Raw genomic sequence first — 21562 nt, 5'->3', positions numbered from 1 at the left:
GCTACTGCTTCAGCTGCTTGACGATGTTGACCAGGTCGGCGGCACTCTTTTCTGAGGCCAGCACACCGCGCAGCCGCGACCATTCATGGGCGGTGATGTCGAACACGTGCCCCGACTTGACGGCATCGATGCTGTCATAGACCGGCTGGCCGACCCAGCTGTCGCTGAGGCCGGGCTCGACATATTTGCCGCGAATGATGATCTGCGGATTGATCTCGGACAGCTGCTCCAGCGAGGTCGCGACGATGGCTTCCTCATAGGTATGGCCATCGGGCGTCGGCATGTTGTTCTTGAAGCCGAACCAGGCCAGCAGCGAGCCGTTATAGCTTACCGGCGAGTGCAGGAAGAGGCCCTCGCCATTGTCGATCAGGAACTGCGCCGACCAGGCCGACACATCGCCGACCTCGGTCTTGAATGCTTCCATGGCGGCAGCGTGAGACGTCAGGCGCTCGGCCATTTCGGGGCCCTTGCCGATCGCGTCGGCAATGATCTGGGCCGCCGCCATGGCGGTCTCATAGGTGCCGGTGAGGCTGTCAAAGGAGATGGTCGGGGCGATCTCGCTGAGCGCCTCATAGATCGCTTCGTGCCGGCTGGTATCGGCAATGATGAGGTCGGGCTGCAGCGAGGCGATGACCTCAAGGCTGGGCGACTTGCGCGTGCCCACCGAAGTCCAGTCGTCGCCAATGATGGCGGTATAGGCCGGGATGATGGAATCGCGCTTGTCGTCATCGGCAATGCCGACCGGCGCCACGCCGATGGCGGCCAGGCTGTCGACGAAGCTGTATTCGAGCACGACGATGCGCTGCGGCGCATCCGGCACTGCCGTGGTGCCCAGGTCGTGGGTGATGTCGATGGCCTGCGCCGGCGCGGCGGCGAGCAGCATCGCGCCGAACAAGGCGGCGAAAAGCGGTTTGCTGAACATGATATACCCCAATCGGTGCTGCGACTGGCCGCAGCAAGGTCTGACCTAGCGAACCTAAACATGACTTGTCAACTCACCTTAAGGGCTTTGCGACGGCCGCCGCTGCCAGCGTAGGCCAGGCACCCCGCGCAAATCTGGTCCGGCCGTTCGGCCGCCATTGACGAACCATCCTATCATCGGTACTTGCCGATAAAGGCCCGAATGCGCACTTTGGGTCACCTGTAATCCGGCCCAACCCACAGAGCATTCCATGTCCGCACTCTTCTCGCCCGCGACCCTGCGCGGCCTTACTCTGCGCAACCGTACCGTGGTTGCCCCGATGTGCCAGTATTCGGCGCAGGACGGCTTCGCCAATGACTGGCATCTGGTCCATCTCGGGCGCTTTGCCATTGGCGGCTTTGGCCTGGTGATCCTGGAAGCCACCGGCGTCACCGCCGAGGGCCGCATTTCCTATGCCGATCTGGGCCTGTGGAAGGACGAGCAGATCGCCCCCCTCGCCCGCATCGTCGATTTCCTGCATGCCCAGGGTGCCGCTGCCGGCATCCAGCTGGCCCATGCCGGCCGCAAGGCCTCGACCCCTGTGAGCTGGAATGACACCGCCAGGATGAGCGAGGCCGAAAGGGCCGCCGTCGGCTATCAGCACTGGACGCCAGTCGCCCCCAGCGCCCTGGCCCACTCGCCCAGCGATGCCAACTTCCAGACCCCTACAGCCCTGGACGCCGCCGGCATCGCCCAGCTGACCGCCGATTTCGTCGCCGCCGCCAGGCGTGCCGACCAGGCCGGATTCGATACCGTGGAGATCCATGCCGCGCATGGCTATCTGCTCAACCAGTTTCTCTCGCCTTTGGCCAACAAGCGCACCGACCAGTATGGCGGCAGCCGCGAGAACCGCATGCGCCTCGTCCTCGAGATCACCGCAGCGGTGCGGGCCGTCTGGCCGGCGGAAAAGCCGCTGCTGGTGCGCCTCTCGGTCAGCGACTGGCACCCCGATGGCTGGCAGGTCGAGGATAGCGTCCTGCTGTCGCGCGAACTCAAGACCCTGGGCGTCGACGCCATCGACTGCTCGAGTGGCGGCTTTGACGGCGCAAAGATCAATGCCGTCTCCAATTACCAGGTGCCTTTTGCCAAGGCGGTGCGCGATGGCGCCGACATCGCAACCATGGCGGTCGGCCTGCTTGGCGACACGCAGGGTGCCGAGGCCATCCTGGCTAACGGCGAGGCCGATTTCATCGCCCTGGCACGCGGTGCGCTGGACGATCCCAACTGGGCCGTGCACGCCTATCACGAATTGGGCGGCGCCGATTACAAGCTCTGGCCCGTCCAGGCTGACCGCGTCGCCAGCCGCGACCGCTCGCTGGGCCTGCGGTCCTTCAGCGCGTCATAACGACTTTTTAGGCGATCAGGGATACCAGTCTTCCAACAGGAGACCCCTGATGGAGCAGCCCCGGGCCTTGATCGCCAAGTATGTGCAGGCTTTGCGCACGGCCGTATACAACGACGCGGCCATTTACCTGTTCGCAGCAGGTTACCTCATCCTGGGTTATCTCCACCTGTCCAGCGCCGGCTATCTCGTGCTGGGGGCGCTCAATGCCTATGTTGCAGCGTGGAGCATCAATTTTGGCTTGCTGGGCCCGTTCTTTGTTACCGCCATAGGCGTAATCCACATCATCCTTCGGCTCAACAGCCGACGGCATCTCGCCTTTCGGGCGATGTTCGCACCACGTCGTTTGGGCCGCTTTGTCGCCGGCACGCTCATGCTGTTGACGGCCGTGCTGCTGTTCACCGCTATGTTCTCGGCGGTCAAGACCAGCTTGCCGATCGGCAATGGCTTCGCCTTCGACATCATCCATGCCGATATCGACCGGTTTGTCCATTTTGGCGTCGATCCATACCGACTGCTCTATATCGTTGCCGGCGATCCTCTAGTGCTGCGCATCGTGGAATTCAACTACAATGTGCTGTGGTTCGTCATCTGCTACTTCACGCTCTACTGGGTAGTAACATCCCCGCGCACCGAGCGTATCCGCGTGCGATACGTGCTCACCTGGATGATCAGCTGGATCATCATCGGCAATGCGATGGCTGGTACCTGGTTATCCGCAGGGCCGGCCTACTACGGCCTGGTAACCGGGGACACGGCGCGCTTTGCCGACCAACTCGCCCTGCTCGCGACCTCGGCGGGACAGCCAAATTCTGCTCACAACATGCAAGCCTATCTCTGGCGTCTGCATGAAACGGGTAATGCCGGCATCGGTTCGGGGATCTCGGCTTTTCCCTCTATCCACGTCGCAGTGACCGTTATCAACGCCCTCTTCATCGGCGAGATATCGAGGCGCGCCGCCTCGCTCATGTGGGCCTATGTCGGCTTCATCATATGCAGTTCGGTCTATCTGGGCTGGCACTATGCCATTGACGGCTATGTCTCGGTCATCTGCGTTACAGCCATCTATTGGGCACTGCGCGCGGCCATGCCGAAACCGACGAAATGGCGTGTCAGTACCCCGATCGAACCGGCCATTTCGGTGTGATGCGAAAATCTTGAATACGCCAGAACCGCAACGCAATCTTGCCTTCTTGCGCGCCCAACCTTGCCGCACGCCGATGCAGTCACCACGTATCGGCGGCACACGGGGAACTTGCTGATGGATACCAAGGCCGCAATCATCGCGCTGCTCAGCGTCTGGGGTGTCGGCACCTGCGCCGCCCTGCCCGCCATGGGGCAGGATACCCGGAACGCCGAAGAAGACAGCGCCGACGAGACGACCGAGCGCGGCAATCCCCTGCTCAACAAGGTCTGGGTCCGCTCGGACGCCGATGCGGCCCTGCCCGGCCCGATGCAGATCTTTCTCGCCGATGGCACGCTGGTCAGCGACAGCTGCTGGGAAACCTACCGCCTGTCCAAATGGCAGCAGGTTTCGGACAGTGCCATCAGCTGGGACGAGGACGGCATGACCATAAATGCCGATATCGCGACCCTCACCGAAACCGAACTGGTGCTGAGCCTCAAGCTGGGCAGCGACGTGCTCGAACAGCGCTATGTCACGGCGTCCGTGCCCTATGTCTGCCCGGACATGGAGAAGTAGGCAGCTCGCCTACAGCACCACCTGCGTGCCGATTTCCACCACGCGACCGGTGGGAATGTGGAAATATTCCGTCGCGTCGCTGGCATTGCGCGCCAGGCGGGTAAAGAGCCGGTCCTGCCAGAAGCGCAGCGGACTGCCCGGCTTGCTGCCAGGCTTCAATGAGCGCCGCGACAGGAAGAACGAGGTGCTCATGATGTCGAACTTCCAGCCCAGCTTGCGGCCGAGCGCTAGCGCCTTGGGGATATTGGGCGTTTCCATATAGCCAAAGGTCACGACCACGCGACTGAACAGCTCGTTATAGGCGTCGATCGTCACCTTTTCGTCGTCCGCCACGCGCGGCGAGGCCGAAGTACGGACCGTCAGGATTACGTTCTGCTCATGCAGCACCTTGTAGTGCTTGAGGCTATGCAGCAGCGCCGTCGGTGCGCCTTCGATATCGCTGGTCAGAAATACTGCGGTGCCCGGCACCAGGGTCGGCCGTTTCTTGGCCAGGTTCTCCACCAGGAATTCCAGCGGCACTTCGTCTCGTCTCGTCTTTTCCGCGAGACGACGCCGGCCCGACATCCAGCTCCACATGATGAGGGCGACACCCGCGGCGACAACGGCCGGCACCCAGCCGCCCTGGAACAGCTTGGCCGCATTCGCGGCGAAGAACGCCCCGTCGATCATGGCAAATACCACGCCGAAGGCAATGACGGCGGCCGGATGCCATTTCCAGTTCCGCCACATCACCACCACCAGCAGTGAAAGCGTCACCACCATCACCCCCGAAACGGCAATGCCATAGGCGTTGGAAAGGGCCTCGGAACTGCCGAAACCCACCACCAGGATCAACACGCCGATCATCAGCATGGTGTTGATTTGCGGCATATAGACCTGGCCGCTCTGTGTCTCGGACGTGTGCAGCACCTGCATGCGGGGCAGCATGTTGAGCGCGATGGCCTGCTGGGTGAGGCTATAGGTGCCCGAAATCACCGCCTGGCTTGCAATGATGGTGGCCATGGTGGCGAGCCCGACAAAGGGCAGCAGCGCCCAATCGGGCTGCATTTCAAAGAACGGGCTTTCCACATTGTGCACGCCCACCTCGAGCACGAACGCGCCCTGCCCGAAATAGTTGAGCAGCAGGCAGGGGAACACCAGCCCGAACCAGGCCAGCACGATTGGCTTGCGCCCGAAATGGCCCAGATCGACATAGAGCGCCTCGGCGCCGGTGACCGCCAGGAAGATGGCGCCGATCACCACAAAGGCAATGCCGAAATGGGTAGCGAGAAACTGCAGCCCCAGCAGGGGGTTGATCGCCCACAGCACGGCCGGATAGTCGATGATGTGCACGAGGCCGGAAAAGCCCAGCACCAGGAACCAGATGGCCGTGATCGGCCCGAAGACGATGGACACCTTGGCCGTGCCGAAGCGCTGCACGAAGAACACCCCGACAATGATCACCAGGGTGATCGGCACCACCCAGCGCGCCATGCCCGGCTGCACCAGTTGCACGCCTTCGACGGCCGAGAGCACGGAGATGGCGGGGGTGATGATCGCATCGCCAAAGAACATGGCCGCGCCCACCACGCCCAGAATGGTGATCCAGGCCGGTGGATTGGTGAAGGTCTTGCGCGCCAGGGCCATCAGCGACAGCGTGCCGCCTTCGCCATTATTGTCGGCACGCGTGACGAAGAACACATATTTGACCGCCACGGTCAGGGTCAGGGCCCAGACGATCAGCGACAGCAGGCCGAGAATCTCGATGCTGCTTGCCGCGGCGCCGGGCCGAACCGACATGGCCTGGCGGAAGGCATAGATCGGACTGGTACCGATATCGCCATAGACCACGCCGATCGCGCCCATGACCAGCAAGGGGAAATCTTTGGCGGAACGGGAATGGCTGTGGTCGCTCGCATCGATGCCGGCGCTGCCGCCGGTCGCATTCGTCTGCGTCATGAACCCTGTGCTCTCTTGGTCAAAGGCCGCGCGGCTATACACCCGACCACAGTCTCACACAACACCTTGCGTCAACAATGGTTCAAACCAACAAGGGCCACCCCTTGCGGAGCGACCCTTGCTGGTAAACGAGACTTTGGAGGTCTTCGTAAGTCTATTCGGCGGCAACCGCGGCTGCAGCCTCTTCCTGGCGGGCGGTCTTGAGGGCAGCGCCCCACCAGATCAGCTGGTCCAGCATGTCCTTGGCCGAATTGCCGATCGAGCCTTCGATCTCGGCAATTGTCTTGGTGCCGCCAAAGGCGGGGTGCACGGCAGCAAAATCGGCGCCGCCGATATGCACGGCCGAACGGGTCGAGGCCATCTGCAGCTCGACGCCGATGTTGCGCAGGTGTTCGACGGCGCGGGCGCCACCGACAGTGCCGTAACCGACGGCGCCGAACGCCTTCTTGTTCCAGTTCACATAGGCCTGGTCGAGCGCGTTCTTGAGGGCGCCGGTGATCGAGCGGTTATACTCGGCGGTCACAAAGATATAGCCATCGAATTCGCTGATCTTGTTCTGCCACTTGACCGCGTTTGCATTGGCCGAAGGCATCCAGGCATTGGAGGCCATTTCGTCAAAGAACGGCAGGTCGAAGTCGCGCAGGTCGAGGATTTCGGCGTCGATTTCGGGACGTTCATTGGCCTTGGCCAGGATCCACTGCGCTGGCAGATCGCCAAAGCGGGTCGGGCGGGTCGAGGAGATGATAACGGCGATCTTGAGAGCAGACATGGAAGCCTCCTTGGTAACAAATCGTAACTGAGGCGATATATGTGCCTATAACGACGACTCACAAGGAGGCACGTTGCTGTCCCCCGAGAACAGCAGCCTGCCTAGGGCACACTGGTGTAAGTATACAGAAACACTGGCATTTTTGCCGCCGAGACGTCCTTGGCGCGCCTTGCATGCGCCAGCATCGCCTTTGCGGCGACGCACTGTTCGATGCTTGCGCTACAATCGCGCCGGCCCCTGGGGATGCGCCGATGGACCCGGTGCTAGCTGCCCAGCAGCGCCCGATAGGCCCGTACCGCCGCCGGAAAGCCCATCAGCAGCGCATCGGCAATGAGCCCGTGGCCGATTGAGACTTCCTCGACGCCCGGCACTGCCGCCTGGAATGCCGCCAGATTGGCCAGTGTCAGATCATGGCCCGCATTGACCCCCAGGCCCACGGCATGGGCGGCCCGCGCCGTCTCGGCCAGCGCTGCCAGCTCGTATTCAGCCTTGTCCGGGTCAGCATAACAGGCGCCGTAGGGGCCGGTGAACAACTCGATCCGGTCCGCCCCGGTCGCCTTGGCCGCCGTCGTCCCGATAACGCCCGCATCCGAATCGCAAAACAGCGATATCCGTCGCCCGGGCGCCTTGAGCGCCTGCACCATCGAGGTCAGATGCGTGCCCATGGCGTGGAAATCCCAGCCATGGTCCGAGGTCGCCTGCTCGGGGCTGTCGGGCACCAGCGTCACCTGCTGCGGATTGACCTGGACAATCAGATCGATGAATTCGGGGGTCGGATAGCCCTCGATGTTGAATTCGGCCGCGGGATAGTCCGCGCGCAGCATGGCGGCCAGGTCGAATACATCCGACCGCCTGATGTGACGTTCATCCGGCCGCGGATGCACGGTAATGCCGCTGGCCCCGGCATCGAGCACGACGCGGGCCATGCCCACCACGCTCGGCCAGGGCAGGTCGCGGCGATTGCGCAGTTGCGCGACGGCATTGAGATTGACGGACAACAGGGTCATGGGCGCACTCGGTCTGAACTCGCCCCAACCCTATACCATTGGCAGCGCTGCGCCCAACCGGCTTTTGTGATGGGATCCATCAGCCAAGCCAATGCTGCGCCAGCGGGATTAGCCGCCGACGCCGCATTGGTCGGATTTGGGCCTACATGCCCTGCGGGCCGCGCGAAATGGCGGCCAGACCGGTGCGGACGACTTCCACCAGGCCGAGTGGCTGCATCAGGGCGATGAAGCTGTCGATCTTGGCCGGCTTGCCGGTGACTTCAAAGACAAAGCTTTCGACCGAGGCATCGACAATCTGCGCCCGGAAGGCATCGGCCAGCCGCAGAGTCTCGGCGCGATGATCGCCCGAACCGGCCACCTTGATGAGCGCCAGTTCGCGCTCCAGCGAGGCGCCTTCGGCAGTCAGGTCATGCACCTTGTGCACTGGCACGAGGCGTTCGAGCTGCAGCTTGATCTGCACCAGAACCTTGGGCGTGGCGATGACAACAACGGTGATGCGACTAAGTCGGCGGCCGTGTTCGGTCTCGCTGACAGTCAGGCTTTCGATATTGTAGCCACGGGCCGAGAACAGGCCGACGACCCGGGCCAGGATGCCCGGCTCGTTGTCGACCAGGACCGAAAGCGTGTGGCGCTCCTGCTCCTGGGTCTCATTGGTGAGAAAATAGGCCGATCCGGTCGGCTGCAGATGTGCGTTCATGGTGTTGTCCTCCACAGCGCTCTAGACGAGCTGCCGTCCCTTCTCGTCGATGATGGAGCCGATATTGGCCGTATCGGGCAGGATGATCTCGTTATGCGGCTTGCCCGAGGGGATCATGGGCAGGCAGTTCTCGTCCTTTTCCACGATCACGTCGAACAGCACCGGGCCGTCATAGTCGAACATCTCTTCGATCGCCGCGTCGAGCTCGGCCGGGTTGGAGCAGCGAATGCCCTTGCCGCCATAGGCCTCGGCCAGCTTGACGAAATCGGGTAGCGATTCCGAATAGGAATGGGCGTAGCGGCTGCCATGCAGCAGGTCCTGCCACTGCCGCACCATGCCCATGCGCTCATTGTTGAGGATGAAGATCTTGATCGGCAGACGATACTGCACGGCGGTCGACATCTCCTGCATGGTCATCTGCACGCTGGCTTCGCCGGCAATGTCGATCACCAGCGCATCGGGGTGGGCCACCTGCACGCCGACCGCAGCCGGCAGGCCATAGCCCATGGTCCCCAGGCCCCCCGAGGTCATCCAGCGATTGGGCTGGTCGAAGTGGAAATGCTGGGCCGCCCACATCTGGTGCTGGCCCACCTCGGTGGTAATATAGACTTCCTTGCCCTGCTTCTGGCTGGCCGCGTAGAGCCGCTCGATGGCATATTGCGGCTTGATCACCGTGTCGGAATTCTTGTAGCCGAGCGAATCCACGGCCCGCCAGGTCTCGATCTGCTTCCACCAGGGCGCCAGCGCCTCGGTGCGGCTCTGGTTGGTCTTGCTGCGCCAGACGCGCACCATTTCGGCCAGCACCCGCTCGCAGTCGCCGATGATCGGCACGTCGACCCGCACCACCTTGTTGATGGAAGAGGGATCGATATCGACATGGATCTTGCGGCTGCCCGGCGAGAAGGCGTCGATGCGGCCGGTAATGCGGTCGTCAAAGCGCGCGCCGATATTGATCATGACGTCGCAGTCATGCATGGCCAGGTTTGCCTCGTAGGTGCCGTGCATGCCCAGCATGCCCATCCATTGCGGATTGGAGGCCGGGAAAGCCCCCAGGCCCATCAGCGTCGAGGTCACGGGAAAGCCGGTCAGCTCGGCCAGTTCGCGCAGATGCTTGGATGCTTCGGGACCGGCATTGATCACGCCGCCGCCGGTATAAAAGATCGGCCGCTCGGCCTTGAGCATCAGCTCGACTGCTGCTTCGATGGCGGCAGCGTCGCCATCCACCTGCGGGCGATAGCTCTGATGGCGCAGCGTTTCGAGATCAGGCTTGTAATAGTCGCCAACCGCGAACTGCACATCCTTGGGGATGTCGATCACCACCGGACCGGGCCGGCCGGTGGTGGCGATCAGAAACGCCTCGTGCATGATGCGCGGCAGGTCTTCGATGCGCTTGACCAGGTAATTATACTTGGTGCAGCTGCGGGTAATGCCGACCGTGTCACATTCCTGGAAGGCATCGGTGCCGATCAGCGTGGTGGGCACCTGGGCGGTGATGCAGACCATGGGGATGGAATCCATCAGCGCATCGGTCAGCCCGGTCACCGCATTGGTGGCCCCCGGCCCCGACGTCACCAGCACGACGCCCGGCTTGCCGGTCGAGCGGGCATAGCCCTCGGCCATATGCGTGGCGCCCTGCTCGTGCCGCACCAGGATGTGCTGCAGCGCCTCCTGCTGGAACATGGCGTCATAGATCGGCAGGGCAGCGCCGCCCGGATAACCGAAAATATGCTCGACCCCCTGATCGGTCAGCGCCTGGATAACCATTTCAGCGCCGGTCATTCTTTCGGTCATTGTTCTGTCCTTCCCTAAATCCAAATTGGGAGCCCAATCTCGTAGCGGCGAAAACCGGGCAATAAAAAAGGCCCCGTTCGGGACCTGTTTTCGGCGCACCAGCTATCGCGCGGGATGTTATCCCACGGTGCCGATGCGCCTGCCTACTACGAGAATGAGTGCCCGCACGGGACCTCTCCTGCAAAAAATTCTGGCCGCATTGATAAGAGCAAGTGCGCAATGAAGTCAAGGCCGCACGGCGGGGTGGCAGGAGCGGCATTTGCCCGCCGCCAGCTCTCCCGCCTCGCCACCGGCAAACAACTGGGGTCGCCAGCCATAAAGGGGTGGCCATTTGCGCTGGCAATGCTATTGCCGCGGCACGCTTCATGTGACGGATAGATGACAATGGCCAAGCCCGCGCTGGACAAGGACCTCAAACGGGTCACCGGCCTGCAGACCGCCACCCATGACCTGGCCCGTTCGCTTGCCGCTCCCGGCATTGCGCTGGTCTTCCTGCTCGCCGCCGCGGTCTGGGCAAGTTTTCTCGTCACCGGCGGCCCGCACAGCTATCTGGTCGTCATTGCCGCCGCGATCGCCGGGTACATGGCGCTCAATGTCGGCGCCAATGACGTGGCCAACAATATGGGCCCGGCCGTGGGCTCCAAGGCGCTGACCATGGCCGGCGCCCTGCTGATTGCCGCCATCTTTGAAGCCGCCGGCGCCCTGCTGGCTGGCGGCGATGTGGTCAATACCGTGGCCCGCGACCTGCTGGTGGGCCAGCAGTTGGACACGGATACCTTCGTGCTGGTGATGATGGCCGCCCTGCTGGCCTCCGCCCTATGGGTCAACCTGGCCACCATTATCGGCGCCCCCGTCTCGACGACCCATGCCGTGGTCGGCGGCGTGGTCGGTGCCGGCATCGCCGCGGCCGGCTTTGGCTCGGTCGCCTGGCCGGTCATCGGCACCATCACCGTCAGTTGGGTGATCTCACCAGTGCTGGGCGGTGTCTTCGCTGCCCTTCTGCTCTCGGTGGTCCGCTCCACCATCACCACCCGGATCGACAAGATCTCGGCAGCCCGCGTCTGGGTGCCGGTCATGGTAGCGCTGATGACCGGCATTTTTGCCATGTACCTGGCCACCAAGGGTCTCAAGCGTGTCTGGACACCCGGTCTCGGCACCGTTCTGGCCCTTGGGGTCGGCTTTGCCGCGCTGGGCTGGATTGTTGCCATGCCGATGGTCCGGCGCCAGTCGCTGCGCATCGAGAACCGCAAGAAGCACATCGCCAAGCTGTTCCGCCTGCCGCTGATCGTGGCGGCCGCCCTGCTCTCGTTTGCCCATGGCGCCAATGACGTTGCCAATGCGATCGGTCCCTTTGCCGCCATCGTCAACGCCGTCCAGACCGGCGGCGTGCAATCAGCCAATCTGGCCCTGCCGCTCTGGGTCCTGTGCATCGGTGGTGTGGGTATCGCCCTAGGCCTGGCCCTGTTCGGCCCGCGCCTGATCCGCACCGTCGGCGAGCAGATCACCAAGCTCAACGAGATCCGCGCCTATTGCGTGGCGCTGTCAGCCGCCGCAACTGTGCTGGCTGCCTCGGCGCTGGGCCTGCCGGTCTCTTCCACCCATATTGCAGTGGGTGCCATTTTCGGGGTCGGCTTCCTGCGCGAATATATTGCCCAGCGCGACATGAAGGGCAATTCGGTACCGGTCGATGCCCGCTTCGTCGATCCGGCCATGCTCAATGCCACGCCCGAACAGGCCCTGTCCAAGGACCGGCAACAGGCCCGCCGGCGCCTGGTTCGCCGCCGCCATGTGCTGGGCATCGCCGCCGCCTGGGTCATCACGGTGCCGGCCTCGGCCTTGCTGGCCGCCCTGGTCTTCCTGGTGCTCAACCAGCTGGTTGGCTGACCTCAGCCAAACCGCCGGGCCAGGGCCACGGCAATCCTGCCCAGCGCCGGGTCGACCAGCAGGCGCTGCGCCTCAGATACCACGGCCCAGTGGCGCAGGCGCTGGCCCTGTTCCTTCCATTCCGTAAGCTGCGTCTCCACCAGCAGGGGATAAATGTCGACATCCACCAGTGCCGATCCGTCGCTGTCCGATCCGGTGCGATAGCTGCCGATCGGCACATCCTCGACCGCGCCGACCACGCCAGCCTCCTCCAGCGCCTCCAGCGCCGCGCTCTCGCTGGCCGACATATCCGGCTCGATGGCGCCCTTGGGAAAGATCCAGCGGCCACTGCGGCGCGAGGTGATCAGCAGCACGCTCAACCGCCCGTCCACCAGTGCATAGGGCAAGGCACCCACCTGCCGGCATTCCGCCGGGATATCGACCCGCGGACTCCAGTTGCGCAGAAAATTCTTGACCATGAGACCCTTGTAACGCTTGGGCTGCGGCTCCCGAAGGGCTGGCAGCGTCCGGCAATGCTGCGGGATTCGCGGTATCACCGCCAACAAAATCGGCCCGGGCAACAAAAAAGGGCCCCGTGGGGGCCCTTCGCAACATTCACGCGGCCAGCTTAGCTGAGCAGGGTCAGGTTGGTTGCCGATTCCTTGCCGTCGCGGCCGGTTTCGAGCTCATAGGTCACCTTGTCGCCTTCATACAGGCCCTGCAGGCCGGAACGCTGGACAGCCGAAATGTGGACGAAAGCGTCCTTGCCGCCATCTTCTGGCGAGATGAAGCCGAAGCCTTTGGTGGTATTGAAGAATTTGACGGTACCGGTGGTAGCCATGGAACTTAGTCCTCACAAGTGGTCGCCGCTGGGGCGGCTAAGGGTTGAAAACGGACCGAAAATCCGGGTCCGGCCTAACGATTCACAGATCAGGAGATAGCCAAGTTCCCGGCCTTGGCCGGTCGATCAGATAGCGCGAGACAGTGTCGTAGAAGCAAAATATGGCGGCTATTGCTGACAATTTCAAGGCGTTTCACCTGACAACAATAACGCCCGGCCCGGGATTGAATCCGAGCCGGGCATTCAGCGCCTGGAAGGCGCCTGCAGCATGGGGCGATGCTGCAATTCTGGACTTAGCCCTGTGGGCAGATGTCGTAGTACTGGCTGCCATCACGACGCTGGTAGACGCACTGGTTGCTGTAGCCCTCGCGCTTGCCGACCATGCTGCCGGCAGCAGCGCCGACAACGGCACCGGCACCGGCACCAATAACGGTACCAACTGCGCTACCGCCAGAAAGGGCCGCGCCGGCCAGACCGCCGCCAACGGCGCCAACGGTAGCGCCCTGCTGGGTGGTGGTGCAGGCAGCGAGCGACAGGCAGGTAGCGGCAATAATCAGAATTTTGTGCATGGAAGCCTCCGAGGAAATCTCAACCCAATAACGACCCTGTCATTGATTGGTTCCACCATCCTTCAATCATTTTGCAGTGCGCCGATAGTGCCCGCCAGACAGATGGCGACCCACGCCAGGATCATCCCCCCGCCCCCCAGCGGCGCTGCGCCGGGAAACAGGCCGTGGCCAAGCCACTCGCGTACGCCCAGATCGGCGACAAAGATCGCCGTGCCCCCGGCCAGCAGCATTCCCGCCAGCCGCAGCAGCCTGCCCCGCCCGGCAAGCGACAGGGCCAGCAGCGCCGGCCCATGCGCCAGGCAGATCGCCGCGATCGCCGCCAGATTACGGGACTCCCCACCATGCGATGCCGTCGCCGCCGCCGCCACTCCGCAGCCGCCCGCCAGTCCGGCGGCAATCAGCATCAGGCGCGCGCTTACGTCCGTTCTCGATGTCATCGGCTTCTCCCCCGCGCCCGCCACCTGCGCCCTTCCGCCAAACGCGGGATTCAGCTAGAGCATGATCTGCGAGTAGGACATTTTTTCATGAGTGAGCAAGTCACGGTTGCGTCCGGCGCGACCGCCCCTGACGTTTCGCCGTCATCGAGCTGGGCCGCCGAATTGCGGGCCACCTTCACCCTGGCATGGCCCCTGGTCATCGCCCAGCTGGCGCAGAACGCCCTGACGGCGACCGATGTCATCATGACGGGCTGGCTCGGGCCGAACTTTCTGGCTGCCGGCGCGCTGGCCACGGCTTTCCTGATGCCGTTCCTGTTGCTGGGCTTCGGCATTGTCGGCGCCGTGGCGCCGCTGGTGGCCCAGGCGCGCGGCGCGCGCGACATCAAGGCCGTCCGTCGCGTGGTGCGTCAGGGCATGTGGGCCGGCATTGCCATCGCCGCTATCCTGGTGCCGTTGCTGCTGCAGATCCGGCCGATTTTCATCGCCTTGGGCCAGGACCCCGATGCCACCATCATGGCCGAGCAATATACCCAGATCGCGGTCTGGATGCTGTTTCCCGCGCTGGCCATGATCGCCCTGCGCTCGCTGCTATCGGCCTTTGATGCCACCCGCATGATCCTGTGGATCACCCTGGGCGGCGTGGTGTTCAACGCGGCTCTCAACTATGTGCTGATCTTTGGTCACTTCGGCTTTCCGCGGCTTGAACTGCGCGGTTCGGCCCTGGCCACCGTGCTGACCAATATCGTCATGTTCGCGCTGATGCTGGCCTATGTGCTGCGCCACCGCCGCTTCAAGCGCTTCCACATCATGATCCGGTTCTGGAAGCCGGACTGGCCGCGCTTCCGCGAAATCTTCCGCATCGGCACGCCGATCGGCCTGACCGTGCTGGCTGAAGTCGGCCTGTTCACTGCGGCCGCATTGCTGATGGGCCTGCTGGGCACCGACGAAGTCGCCGCCCATGCCGTGGCCCTGCAATGCGCCTCCATGGCCTTCATGGTGCCGCTGGGCCTGGGCATTGCCGCCACAGTACGGGTCGGCACCGCCTATGGTCGCAGCGATCCCGAAGGCGTCCGCAAGGCAGGCTGGACCGCCTTTGTCCTGGGCACCGGCTTCATGACCGTCAGCTGCATCCTGTTCCTGACCATGGGACCGGTCATCGTCTCCTGGTTCCTCGATCCGCGCTCGCCGGACAATACCAATGCGCTGGGTCTGGCCGTCACCTTCCTGGCGGTGGCCGGCCTGTTCCAGATCGTCGACGGCGCCCAAGTCGTGGCCGCCCATTCCCTGCGCGGCCTCAGCGACACCAAGATCCCCATGCTGGTGGCGCTGGTCGGCTATTGGTGCATCGGCCTGCCCATCGCCTATGTGCTCGGCTTCGTGCTGCAGTGGCGCGGTGTCGGCATCTGGCTCGGCCTCGCCGCCGGGCTGGGCATTGTAGCGGTGGTTCTGGTGGCCCGCTTCGCCATGCGCGAACGGCTCGGGCTGATGCGCGCCCGCGTCTAGGCCAGCCCGCGCCGCGGCCAGTTGCCAAAACGGTTGCGGAACCACGTGCGCTGCCGCTTGGCATATTGATGCGTGGCGATGGTGGCCAGCGTGATGGCCTCGTCCTGCCCGATGACACCGTCGAGCCAGTCGCCGATCTCGCGCACCCCGATCGCCTTGGTCACCGGCAGGGAGGGGTCGAGCGCCAGCGCCCGCAGGGCCTGCACCTCCTCGATCGCGCCGCCGGCAAACATCGCGGCAAAGCGCAGCGCGATACGCTGGCGCAGCACATCGCGCTCAGGGTCAAGCACCATCCTTTCGATGTCAAACCCCTCCAGTGCCCCGGCCTGCTTGTCGTCCTGAAAGCTCGACAGCAGCCGTCCCGTAGCCCGCTTGACCGCCAGGGCCCGCACCAGCCGCTGTGGATCGGCTACCTTGAGCCGTTCCGCCGCCAGCGGGTCTTCCCGCTGCAGCAAGGCCAGCCGCTGGGCGGCGTCGAGCGCTTGAATCTCCAGTTGAACTTGAGCGGCAATCTCGCCCGGCACCTCGGGGATATCGGCGAATCCGTGCAGCAAGGCATCGAAGTAAAGCCCTGTGCCGCCAACAAAAATCAGCGGCGCATCGCCGGTCTCGGCGATGACGTCATCCACTGCAGCCAGCCATTGCCCGGTGGAAAACCGGCTTGCCGCCGAGACCGTGCCGTAGAGGCGATGGTCGGCCTGCGCCACCTCATCGGGGCCAGGCCGCGCCGTCACTACCCGCAAGGTGTCATAGACCTGCATGGAATCGGCATTGACGATCACACCGCCCTGCCCCTGGGCCATGGCGAGCGCCAGCGCCGACTTGCCGCTGGCAGTCGGACCCGCTATCAGGACGGCACGCCGGCGGCCTGTCACCCGTATCCTCCCTGAGTATTGCCCATGCCAGTCCTCTGCCTCATCGCCAATCCCATCGATTCCGAGCTCGACCCCGACCTGGCCGCCGCAGTGGTGCAGCAAACCGGCGGCGAACTCAACTGGCTCGACCACTCAATTGCCTGCGAGATCATCGATCCGGTCGCGCCCGACGCGCTGAGCCTGGCCCGCGCCGTCATTGGCACCCGCAAGGTCGACGCCGCTGTGGTGCCCAGCGAGGGCCGTCGCAAGCCGATCCTGATCGCCGACATGGATTCCACCATGATCAACGAGGAGTGCATCGACGAACTCGCTGACGCCCTCGGCATAAAGGACCAGGTCGCCGACATCACCGACCGGGCGATGCGCGGCGAACTCGATTTCGCCGCCGCCCTCGATACCCGTGTCGCCCTGCTCAAGGGGCTGGAGCGCCGGGTCATCGAGGAAGTCCGCCGCGAGCGAATTACCCTGGCGCCCGGCGGGCGCGCCCTGATCCAGACCATGAAGGCCTATGGCGCCTATACCGCGCTGGTTTCGGGCGGCTTCACCTATTTCGCCGACTTCTTCGCCAAGCGCATCGGCTTTGACGAGGCCGTTGCCAATGTGCTCGAATTCGACGGCGACCGGCTGACCGGCACGGTGACCAAGCCCATCGTCGACAAGACCACCAAGCGCGAGCGCCTGATCGCCCTGGCCGCCGAGCGCAATGTACCGCTCCAGCGCACCATGGCGGTGGGCGACGGCGCCAATGACCTGGACATGATCGCCATTGCCGGCTTCGGCGTGGCGCTGCACGCCAAGCCGACCGTGGCGGCCCAGGCCGGCATCCGCATCGATCACGCCGACCTCACCGCCCTGCTCTACCTGCAAGGCTATGCCGACGAGGATATCGTCCGCTAGCCTCAGCGGAGCGCGGCCAGGCATCAGCCAGCAAAAAGCCGGCGCAGGTGACTGCGCCGGCTTTTCAATGTCTGCAGCGGCGACCTGCCTACTGCGCCGGGGTTTCGGCTGGCGCTTCGGTCGGCGTCGGCACTTCCGTACCGACGGTCGGTGTCAGTTCCGAGCCATCTTCCAGCGTCATGCTGGGCGAGGTGGTCTCTTCAATGCCCAGCCCGTCCAGGGCCGGTTCATTGCTGACCGGTGCCGTCATCGGCGCAGCAGTCGGCCGGATCGGTGCGGCCGGATTGGCCGTCGCCGCCGGCAGTTCCCCATTGGAGCCGAAATAGTTGAAGAAGGCGCTGTCAGGCGACAGCACCATCGTCGTGCCGGTACCCGGCAGCGCCGTGATGTAAGCCTGCATCGACCGGTAGAACTCGAAGAATTCCGGGTTCTGCCCATAGGCGGCAGCAAACAGGCGGTTTCGCTCGGCATCGCCCGTACCACGGATGATTTCCGCGTCACGGGTCGCCGCAGCGACGATCTCGACCGACTGACGATCGGCGATAGCGCGCAGCGACTGGGCCTGTTCCTGACCACGAGCGCGCAGCAGGGCGGCTTCGGCCAGACGTTCCGCCCGCATCCGCTCGAAGGTGGTTGCCGACACGTCGGCATCCAGATCGGTGCGCAGGATCCGCACATCGACGACGTCGATACCCAGATTGGCCAGATCCGGACGGATCAGGTCACGCACTTCCTGCATCATCTGCGCGCGCTGCTCGGACAGGGCGGCATTGAATTCGCGCAGGCCGTAGACTTCACGCAGGGCCGAGTCGAGGCTGGCCCCGATGCGGTCTTCCGCCACCGACAGCTGGCCGGTAGCCCGTTCGCGGAACAGCCGCGGATCGGAAATACGGTAGGTCAGGAAAGCATCGACCTGGTAAAAGGCATTGCCCGATACCTGCACGCGCATATTGGCGATGTCATAGCGCAGCAGCCGATCTTCGATGATCTGCACGCTGTCCACGATATCGGTTGGGATCTTGAAATAGATGCCCGGTTCGGTGCGCACATCGGTGATCTGGCCGAAGCGCATGACGATGGCCTGATCGCGTTCGTCCACGACATAGAGCGAGGAAAACACGACATAAAGCACGGCCAGAATGGCAACGCCGAGGATGATGAGACGGTTTTGCATGGTCTAGTTCCCCGTCGTCGTCGTCGGAGTGGAGGTAGCGCGCGAGCGCAATTCGGGCAGCGGCAGATAGGGCACGACCCCACTGCCGTCGACGCCATTCTCGATCAGCACCTTTTCCGAACCGCCGAGCACCTGCTCCATGGTTTCGAGATAGAGCCGCTTGCGCGTCACTTCGGGCGCATTGACATATTCGGCATAGACGGCGTTGAAGCGCTCGGATTCACCGGTTGCTTCCTGCACCACGCGGTTGGTGTAGGCTGCTGCATCTTCACGCAGTGCCGCCGCACGACCGCGGGCATCACCCAGCAGCGTATTGGCGTAGGAGCGGGCTTCTTCCTGCAGGCGCGTCTCGTCTTGGCGCGCACGCTGGACTTCGTTGAACGCGTCGATCACTTCGGCCGGTGGTCCGGCATTTTCGATCAGCACCTGAGTGACGTTCACACCCAGGCCATAGCTCTGCAGGATGGTTTGGGTGATCGACAGCACTTCGGCCGAAACACCACTACGGTCATCGCTGTAGATGTCCTGTGCTGGCCGGCGACCGACCACTTCACGCATCGCGCTTTCGGCAGCGAAGCGCACCATGGATTCCTGGTCGCGCACATTGAACAGGTAGTCGACCGGATTATCGATGGCCCAGAACACCGAGAACTGGACGCTGACGATGTTCTGGTCGCCCGAGAGCATCAGGCCCTCACTGGAACCGGCCGTCGTCGTGCGTGCAGTGCCAGGCGCCGTGGAGGCGCCGATCTGGGTCTGGTTGACGGTGGTGACAACCCGCTCGACCGTTTCAACCGGCCAGAACAGGAAATGCAGGCCTGGCATGGACAGTTCGGGCTTGGGCGCGCCGAAGCGCAGCTCGACGCCGACTTCCTGCGGATCCACGGTATAGACCGAGTTCAGGCCCCAGAACGCCACAAGAGCCAGCGCCCCGCCGATCAGCGCCCAGCGCCCGCCGGGCAAACCACCGCGAAACTGGTCGCGGCCGCGATTGAGAATGTCTTCGAGATTGGGCGTGTTGCCGCCGCCGGGCCGCCTTGGACCACCGCCGCCACCACCGGGTGCCTGTCCCCAGGGACCGCCATTGTTGCGGCCACCCCCGCCTCCATTATTCTCCCACGGCATCGCATCCCTTTCGGATTATCGTCACTTCATTATGGCCTTATATAGGCAAGCGACCCGCACGATCAATGCGCCGCGGCAATCCGACGCTCATACACATTGACGCGGTAGGCCGCTTCATCTCGCGGATCGGGGTTGGTTTCGGGTGCATCGATCACCCTCCAGACCGCCGGGTCGATCTCCGGAAACCGCACGTCCCCGGCAGGAGCAAGGGCAATGTGGGACACATAGAGCCGGTCGGCACGGTCCATCATCTGGGCGTAGACCTCCCCGCCACCGATGATCACGATCTCGTCTATACTGTCCCTTTCAGCGATAACGCGCGCCATGGCGAGGGCTGCCTCGAGGCTGGGGACCACCACTACGCCCTCGGGCTGGTAGCCCTGCTGCCGGGTCACCACGATATTGCTGCGCCCAGGCAGGGGCCTGCCCACGGTCTCATACTGCTTGCGGCCCATGATGATGGGCTTGCCCATCGTGGTGCGCTTGAAGAACGCCATGTCCGAGGGAATGCGCCAGGGAATGGTCTGGTCGCTCCCAATGACGCCGTTCTCGGCCACGCCCACGATCATGGCGATCCTGACTGTCATGCTGCCCCCAGTGCCAGCAGGTCCGCGCCATCGACGCGCACCTTGGTCCATTCGTCCTGCATCACCCCGCCCTGCGCCTTGTAGAAGGCGATGGACGGCGCGTTCCAGTCGAGCACCCACCACTCGAACCGTCCTAGCCCCTCACGCACGCAGCGCTGCGCCAGATGGGCCAGCAGCGCCTTGCCGATACCGTTGCCGCGCAGGGCTGGATCGACATAGAGATCTTCCAGCCACAGGCCGTGCCGGCCCTGAAAGGTCGAATAGGTATAGAACCACAGCGCAAAACCTACCGGCCTCCCGTCCCATTCGGCGATCTCGCAGAATACCTTGGGATCCGGCCCGAACAGGTCGCGCATAATGTCGGCCTCCGTGGCCACCGCCTCGTGGCTGAGCTTTTCATAATCTGCCAGCGCCGCGATAAAGGCGATGATCTGGGCCGCGTCACCCGCTTGCGCGGGGCGTATGGTCAAGCTCATTACGGGTCCGTCCGGCGCTGTAGAATGAGGATGTCGAGTTCCTTGTCGGGCCAGAAGTTCTCCTCGACCATCTCGAAGGTGGTCGGACCGATCTTCTTGACGTTCTGGCCACAGAACGACACCAGATTGGCCGGATCGCCCTTGTCGACCACGAGGCGGAACCGCTCGATGCCATTGCCGGCCCAGTTGCTGCCGGTAGTCAGGATGTAGGATAGCCAGGTCTCGGTATAGGGCGTGGTCCACAGCTCGTCCGGATTGGTCAGCGTGGCGCGCACCGCCTTGATGAACCCGGCATCGGTGCAGTATTTCTTGGCATAGTCCGCTGCCGGATCCCCATAGGCATCGGCCGGGTAGAGGAAACTCACCCCCGCCGTGCCGCCCTGACTGGGCTTGTAGCTATGCTCAACGGTGACGGTCTGGCCGGCCGGAAACACCGCCTCCCAAGTATAGGTCGCCCGATAGGTCCAGGTCGGAAAATAGTGTTTCTCCATGCCCTGGCCCACGTCATATTCATCCGGCGCCACCATGCCCAGATGCAGCAGCTCGGCGAGCGATTCGGGCGGCAGGGCTTCGGTGGCCAGCTGCGCCCGTTCGCTGATCGGCACCATGGGCAGGCCCAGTTTCCGCACCATGTCGCTGCGATCCACCCCGTGGGCAAAGGCGTATTCGTGCAGCGTCGCCGCGACAGGCTCGCCCTCGAAGCGGGTCTCGAATTCGAACAGATTGTCGTCTGGCCCGGTCGGATAGCCGACCGGCGAATAGAAATCCGGCGCGATATCGGGCATCGGGAAGGCCACCAGCACGGTCTGGTCCGTCGCCCCGTCATTGCGGAACTCATAGGTCACGCGGATCTGCTCGGCCGAGATGAAGAGGTCCTCGCTCTGCATGACGATATCCGCATTGGTCACGAATTCCAGGCCACCCGTCGTCAGCACCGCCGAGGTGTCATTGGCCAGCGCGGGCAGGCCCGTCCCAACCAGCATCGTCACAGCCCAGAGCAATTTCATG

22 protein-coding genes are annotated in these 21562 nt (G+C 63.7%); 6 read left to right on the top strand and 16 right to left on the bottom strand.

Features of this window, described 5'->3' with window-relative positions; translation table 11 throughout:
- Position 1 precedes the first annotated feature (1 nt).
- A complete protein-coding gene (locus AC4NN3_RS08845) occupies positions 2-922 on the bottom strand; it encodes an ABC transporter substrate-binding protein (protein ID WP_491926730.1) in 921 nt (306 codons plus the stop codon).
- A gap of 250 nt (positions 923-1172) precedes the next feature.
- Here AC4NN3_RS08845 and AC4NN3_RS08840 point away from each other — a divergent pair, with 250 nt between their 5' ends.
- The 3 genes from AC4NN3_RS08840 (at position 1173) to AC4NN3_RS08830 (ending at position 4005) form a co-directional block, all read left to right on the top strand.
- Positions 1173-2306 carry an NADH:flavin oxidoreductase/NADH oxidase gene (locus tag AC4NN3_RS08840; protein WP_491926729.1) on the top strand — a complete coding sequence of 378 codons (1134 nt, stop codon included), beginning with the start codon at positions 1173-1175 and terminating at the stop codon, positions 2304-2306.
- 49 nt (positions 2307-2355) lie between these two features.
- Positions 2356-3450 carry a phosphatase PAP2 family protein gene (locus AC4NN3_RS08835; RefSeq protein WP_491926728.1) on the top strand — a complete coding sequence of 365 codons (1095 nt, stop codon included), beginning with the start codon at positions 2356-2358 and terminating at the stop codon, positions 3448-3450.
- A 114-nt stretch (positions 3451-3564) separates the two neighbouring features.
- Positions 3565-4005 (top strand): hypothetical protein, encoded by a 441-nt coding sequence (locus AC4NN3_RS08830; protein WP_491926727.1) that lies wholly within the window; start codon positions 3565-3567, stop codon positions 4003-4005.
- Positions 4006-4014: 9 nt separating this feature from the next.
- Here the strand turns inward: AC4NN3_RS08830 and AC4NN3_RS08825 are convergent, their stop codons facing one another.
- The 5 genes from AC4NN3_RS08825 to AC4NN3_RS08805 all read right to left on the bottom strand — a co-directional run bounded on the left by AC4NN3_RS08825 (position 4015) and on the right by AC4NN3_RS08805 (position 10207).
- The gene (locus tag AC4NN3_RS08825; protein ID WP_408639767.1) at positions 4015-5943 is read right to left on the bottom strand and encodes a potassium transporter Kup; all 1929 of its coding nucleotides are present in this window, start codon (positions 5941-5943) and stop codon (positions 4015-4017) included.
- Positions 5944-6097: 154 nt separating this feature from the next.
- On the bottom strand, positions 6098-6712 hold the full coding sequence (locus tag AC4NN3_RS08820) for an NADPH-dependent FMN reductase (protein WP_491926726.1): 615 nt from the start codon (positions 6710-6712) through the stop codon (positions 6098-6100).
- A 263-nt stretch (positions 6713-6975) separates the two neighbouring features.
- Positions 6976-7719 (bottom strand): pyridoxine 5'-phosphate synthase, encoded by a 744-nt coding sequence (locus tag AC4NN3_RS08815; protein ID WP_491926725.1) that lies wholly within the window; start codon positions 7717-7719, stop codon positions 6976-6978.
- A gap of 142 nt (positions 7720-7861) precedes the next feature.
- Complete coding sequence (ilvN, locus tag AC4NN3_RS08810) at positions 7862-8416, bottom strand: acetolactate synthase small subunit (RefSeq protein ID WP_491926724.1); 555 nt, start codon at positions 8414-8416, stop codon at positions 7862-7864.
- A 21-nt stretch (positions 8417-8437) separates the two neighbouring features.
- A complete protein-coding gene (locus tag AC4NN3_RS08805; protein ID WP_491926723.1) occupies positions 8438-10207 on the bottom strand; it encodes an acetolactate synthase 3 large subunit in 1770 nt (589 codons plus the stop codon).
- 384 nt (positions 10208-10591) lie between these two features.
- Here AC4NN3_RS08805 and AC4NN3_RS08800 point away from each other — a divergent pair, with 384 nt between their 5' ends.
- On the top strand, positions 10592-12091 hold the full coding sequence (locus AC4NN3_RS08800) for an inorganic phosphate transporter (RefSeq protein WP_491926722.1): 1500 nt from the start codon (positions 10592-10594) through the stop codon (positions 12089-12091).
- 2 nt (positions 12092-12093) lie between these two features.
- On the opposite strand, the gene AC4NN3_RS08795 is transcribed toward AC4NN3_RS08800, so the two are convergent.
- The 4 genes from AC4NN3_RS08795 to AC4NN3_RS08780 form a co-directional block, all read right to left on the bottom strand.
- Entirely contained in the window at positions 12094-12549 is a 456-nt protein-coding gene (locus AC4NN3_RS08795) for an NUDIX hydrolase (RefSeq protein ID WP_491926721.1), read from the bottom strand.
- 149 nt (positions 12550-12698) lie between these two features.
- On the bottom strand, positions 12699-12911 hold the full coding sequence (locus AC4NN3_RS08790; RefSeq protein ID WP_193335262.1) for a cold-shock protein: 213 nt from the start codon (positions 12909-12911) through the stop codon (positions 12699-12701).
- Between the two features lie 293 nt (positions 12912-13204).
- Positions 13205-13480: a YMGG-like glycine zipper-containing protein gene (locus AC4NN3_RS08785; RefSeq protein WP_491926720.1), complete on the bottom strand. Its 276-nt coding sequence runs from the start codon at positions 13478-13480 to the stop codon at positions 13205-13207.
- Positions 13481-13542: 62 nt separating this feature from the next.
- Entirely contained in the window at positions 13543-13917 is a 375-nt protein-coding gene (locus AC4NN3_RS08780; RefSeq protein WP_491926719.1) for a DUF423 domain-containing protein, read from the bottom strand.
- An 87-nt stretch (positions 13918-14004) separates the two neighbouring features.
- Between AC4NN3_RS08780 and AC4NN3_RS08775 the strand changes: the two genes are divergently transcribed.
- Positions 14005-15420, top strand: a complete 1416-nt coding sequence (locus AC4NN3_RS08775) for an MATE family efflux transporter (protein WP_491926718.1) — start codon at positions 14005-14007, stop codon at positions 15418-15420.
- Here AC4NN3_RS08775 and miaA read toward each other — a convergent pair.
- The gene (gene miaA / locus AC4NN3_RS08770) at positions 15417-16223 is read right to left on the bottom strand and encodes a tRNA (adenosine(37)-N6)-dimethylallyltransferase MiaA (RefSeq protein WP_491926919.1); all 807 of its coding nucleotides are present in this window, start codon (positions 16221-16223) and stop codon (positions 15417-15419) included. The two genes, AC4NN3_RS08775 and miaA, sit on opposite strands and share 4 nt — an antisense overlap.
- 96 nt (positions 16224-16319) lie before the next feature.
- On the opposite strand from miaA, the gene serB reads away from it, so the two are divergent.
- Positions 16320-17192 carry a phosphoserine phosphatase SerB gene (gene serB / locus AC4NN3_RS08765; RefSeq protein WP_491926717.1) on the top strand — a complete coding sequence of 291 codons (873 nt, stop codon included), beginning with the start codon at positions 16320-16322 and terminating at the stop codon, positions 17190-17192.
- Between the two features lie 88 nt (positions 17193-17280).
- On the opposite strand, the gene hflC is transcribed toward serB, so the two are convergent.
- The 5 genes from hflC to AC4NN3_RS08740 all read right to left on the bottom strand — a co-directional run bounded on the left by hflC (position 17281) and on the right by AC4NN3_RS08740 (position 21561).
- The gene (gene hflC / locus AC4NN3_RS08760; protein ID WP_491926716.1) at positions 17281-18366 is read right to left on the bottom strand and encodes a protease modulator HflC; all 1086 of its coding nucleotides are present in this window, start codon (positions 18364-18366) and stop codon (positions 17281-17283) included.
- 3 nt (positions 18367-18369) lie between these two features.
- On the bottom strand, positions 18370-19491 hold the full coding sequence (hflK, locus tag AC4NN3_RS08755; RefSeq protein WP_491926715.1) for an FtsH protease activity modulator HflK: 1122 nt from the start codon (positions 19489-19491) through the stop codon (positions 18370-18372).
- 62 nt (positions 19492-19553) lie between these two features.
- Positions 19554-20078, bottom strand: coding sequence for a dihydrofolate reductase (locus tag AC4NN3_RS08750; RefSeq protein WP_491926714.1), 525 nt, complete (start codon positions 20076-20078; stop codon positions 19554-19556).
- On the bottom strand, positions 20075-20554 hold the full coding sequence (locus AC4NN3_RS08745) for a GNAT family N-acetyltransferase (RefSeq protein WP_491926713.1): 480 nt from the start codon (positions 20552-20554) through the stop codon (positions 20075-20077). The genes AC4NN3_RS08750 and AC4NN3_RS08745 overlap by 4 nt, the downstream gene beginning before the upstream one ends.
- Positions 20554-21561, bottom strand: coding sequence for a DUF4424 domain-containing protein (locus tag AC4NN3_RS08740; protein WP_491926712.1), 1008 nt, complete (start codon positions 21559-21561; stop codon positions 20554-20556). Before AC4NN3_RS08740 ends, AC4NN3_RS08745 begins: the two co-directional genes overlap by 1 nt.
- Position 21562 lies beyond the last annotated feature (1 nt).

The organism is Devosia sp. MDV22-iso42 (assembly GCF_058629155.1).
The sequence above is the reverse complement of the archived record's forward strand: the minus strand, read 5'-3'. Positions and strand labels throughout refer to the sequence as shown.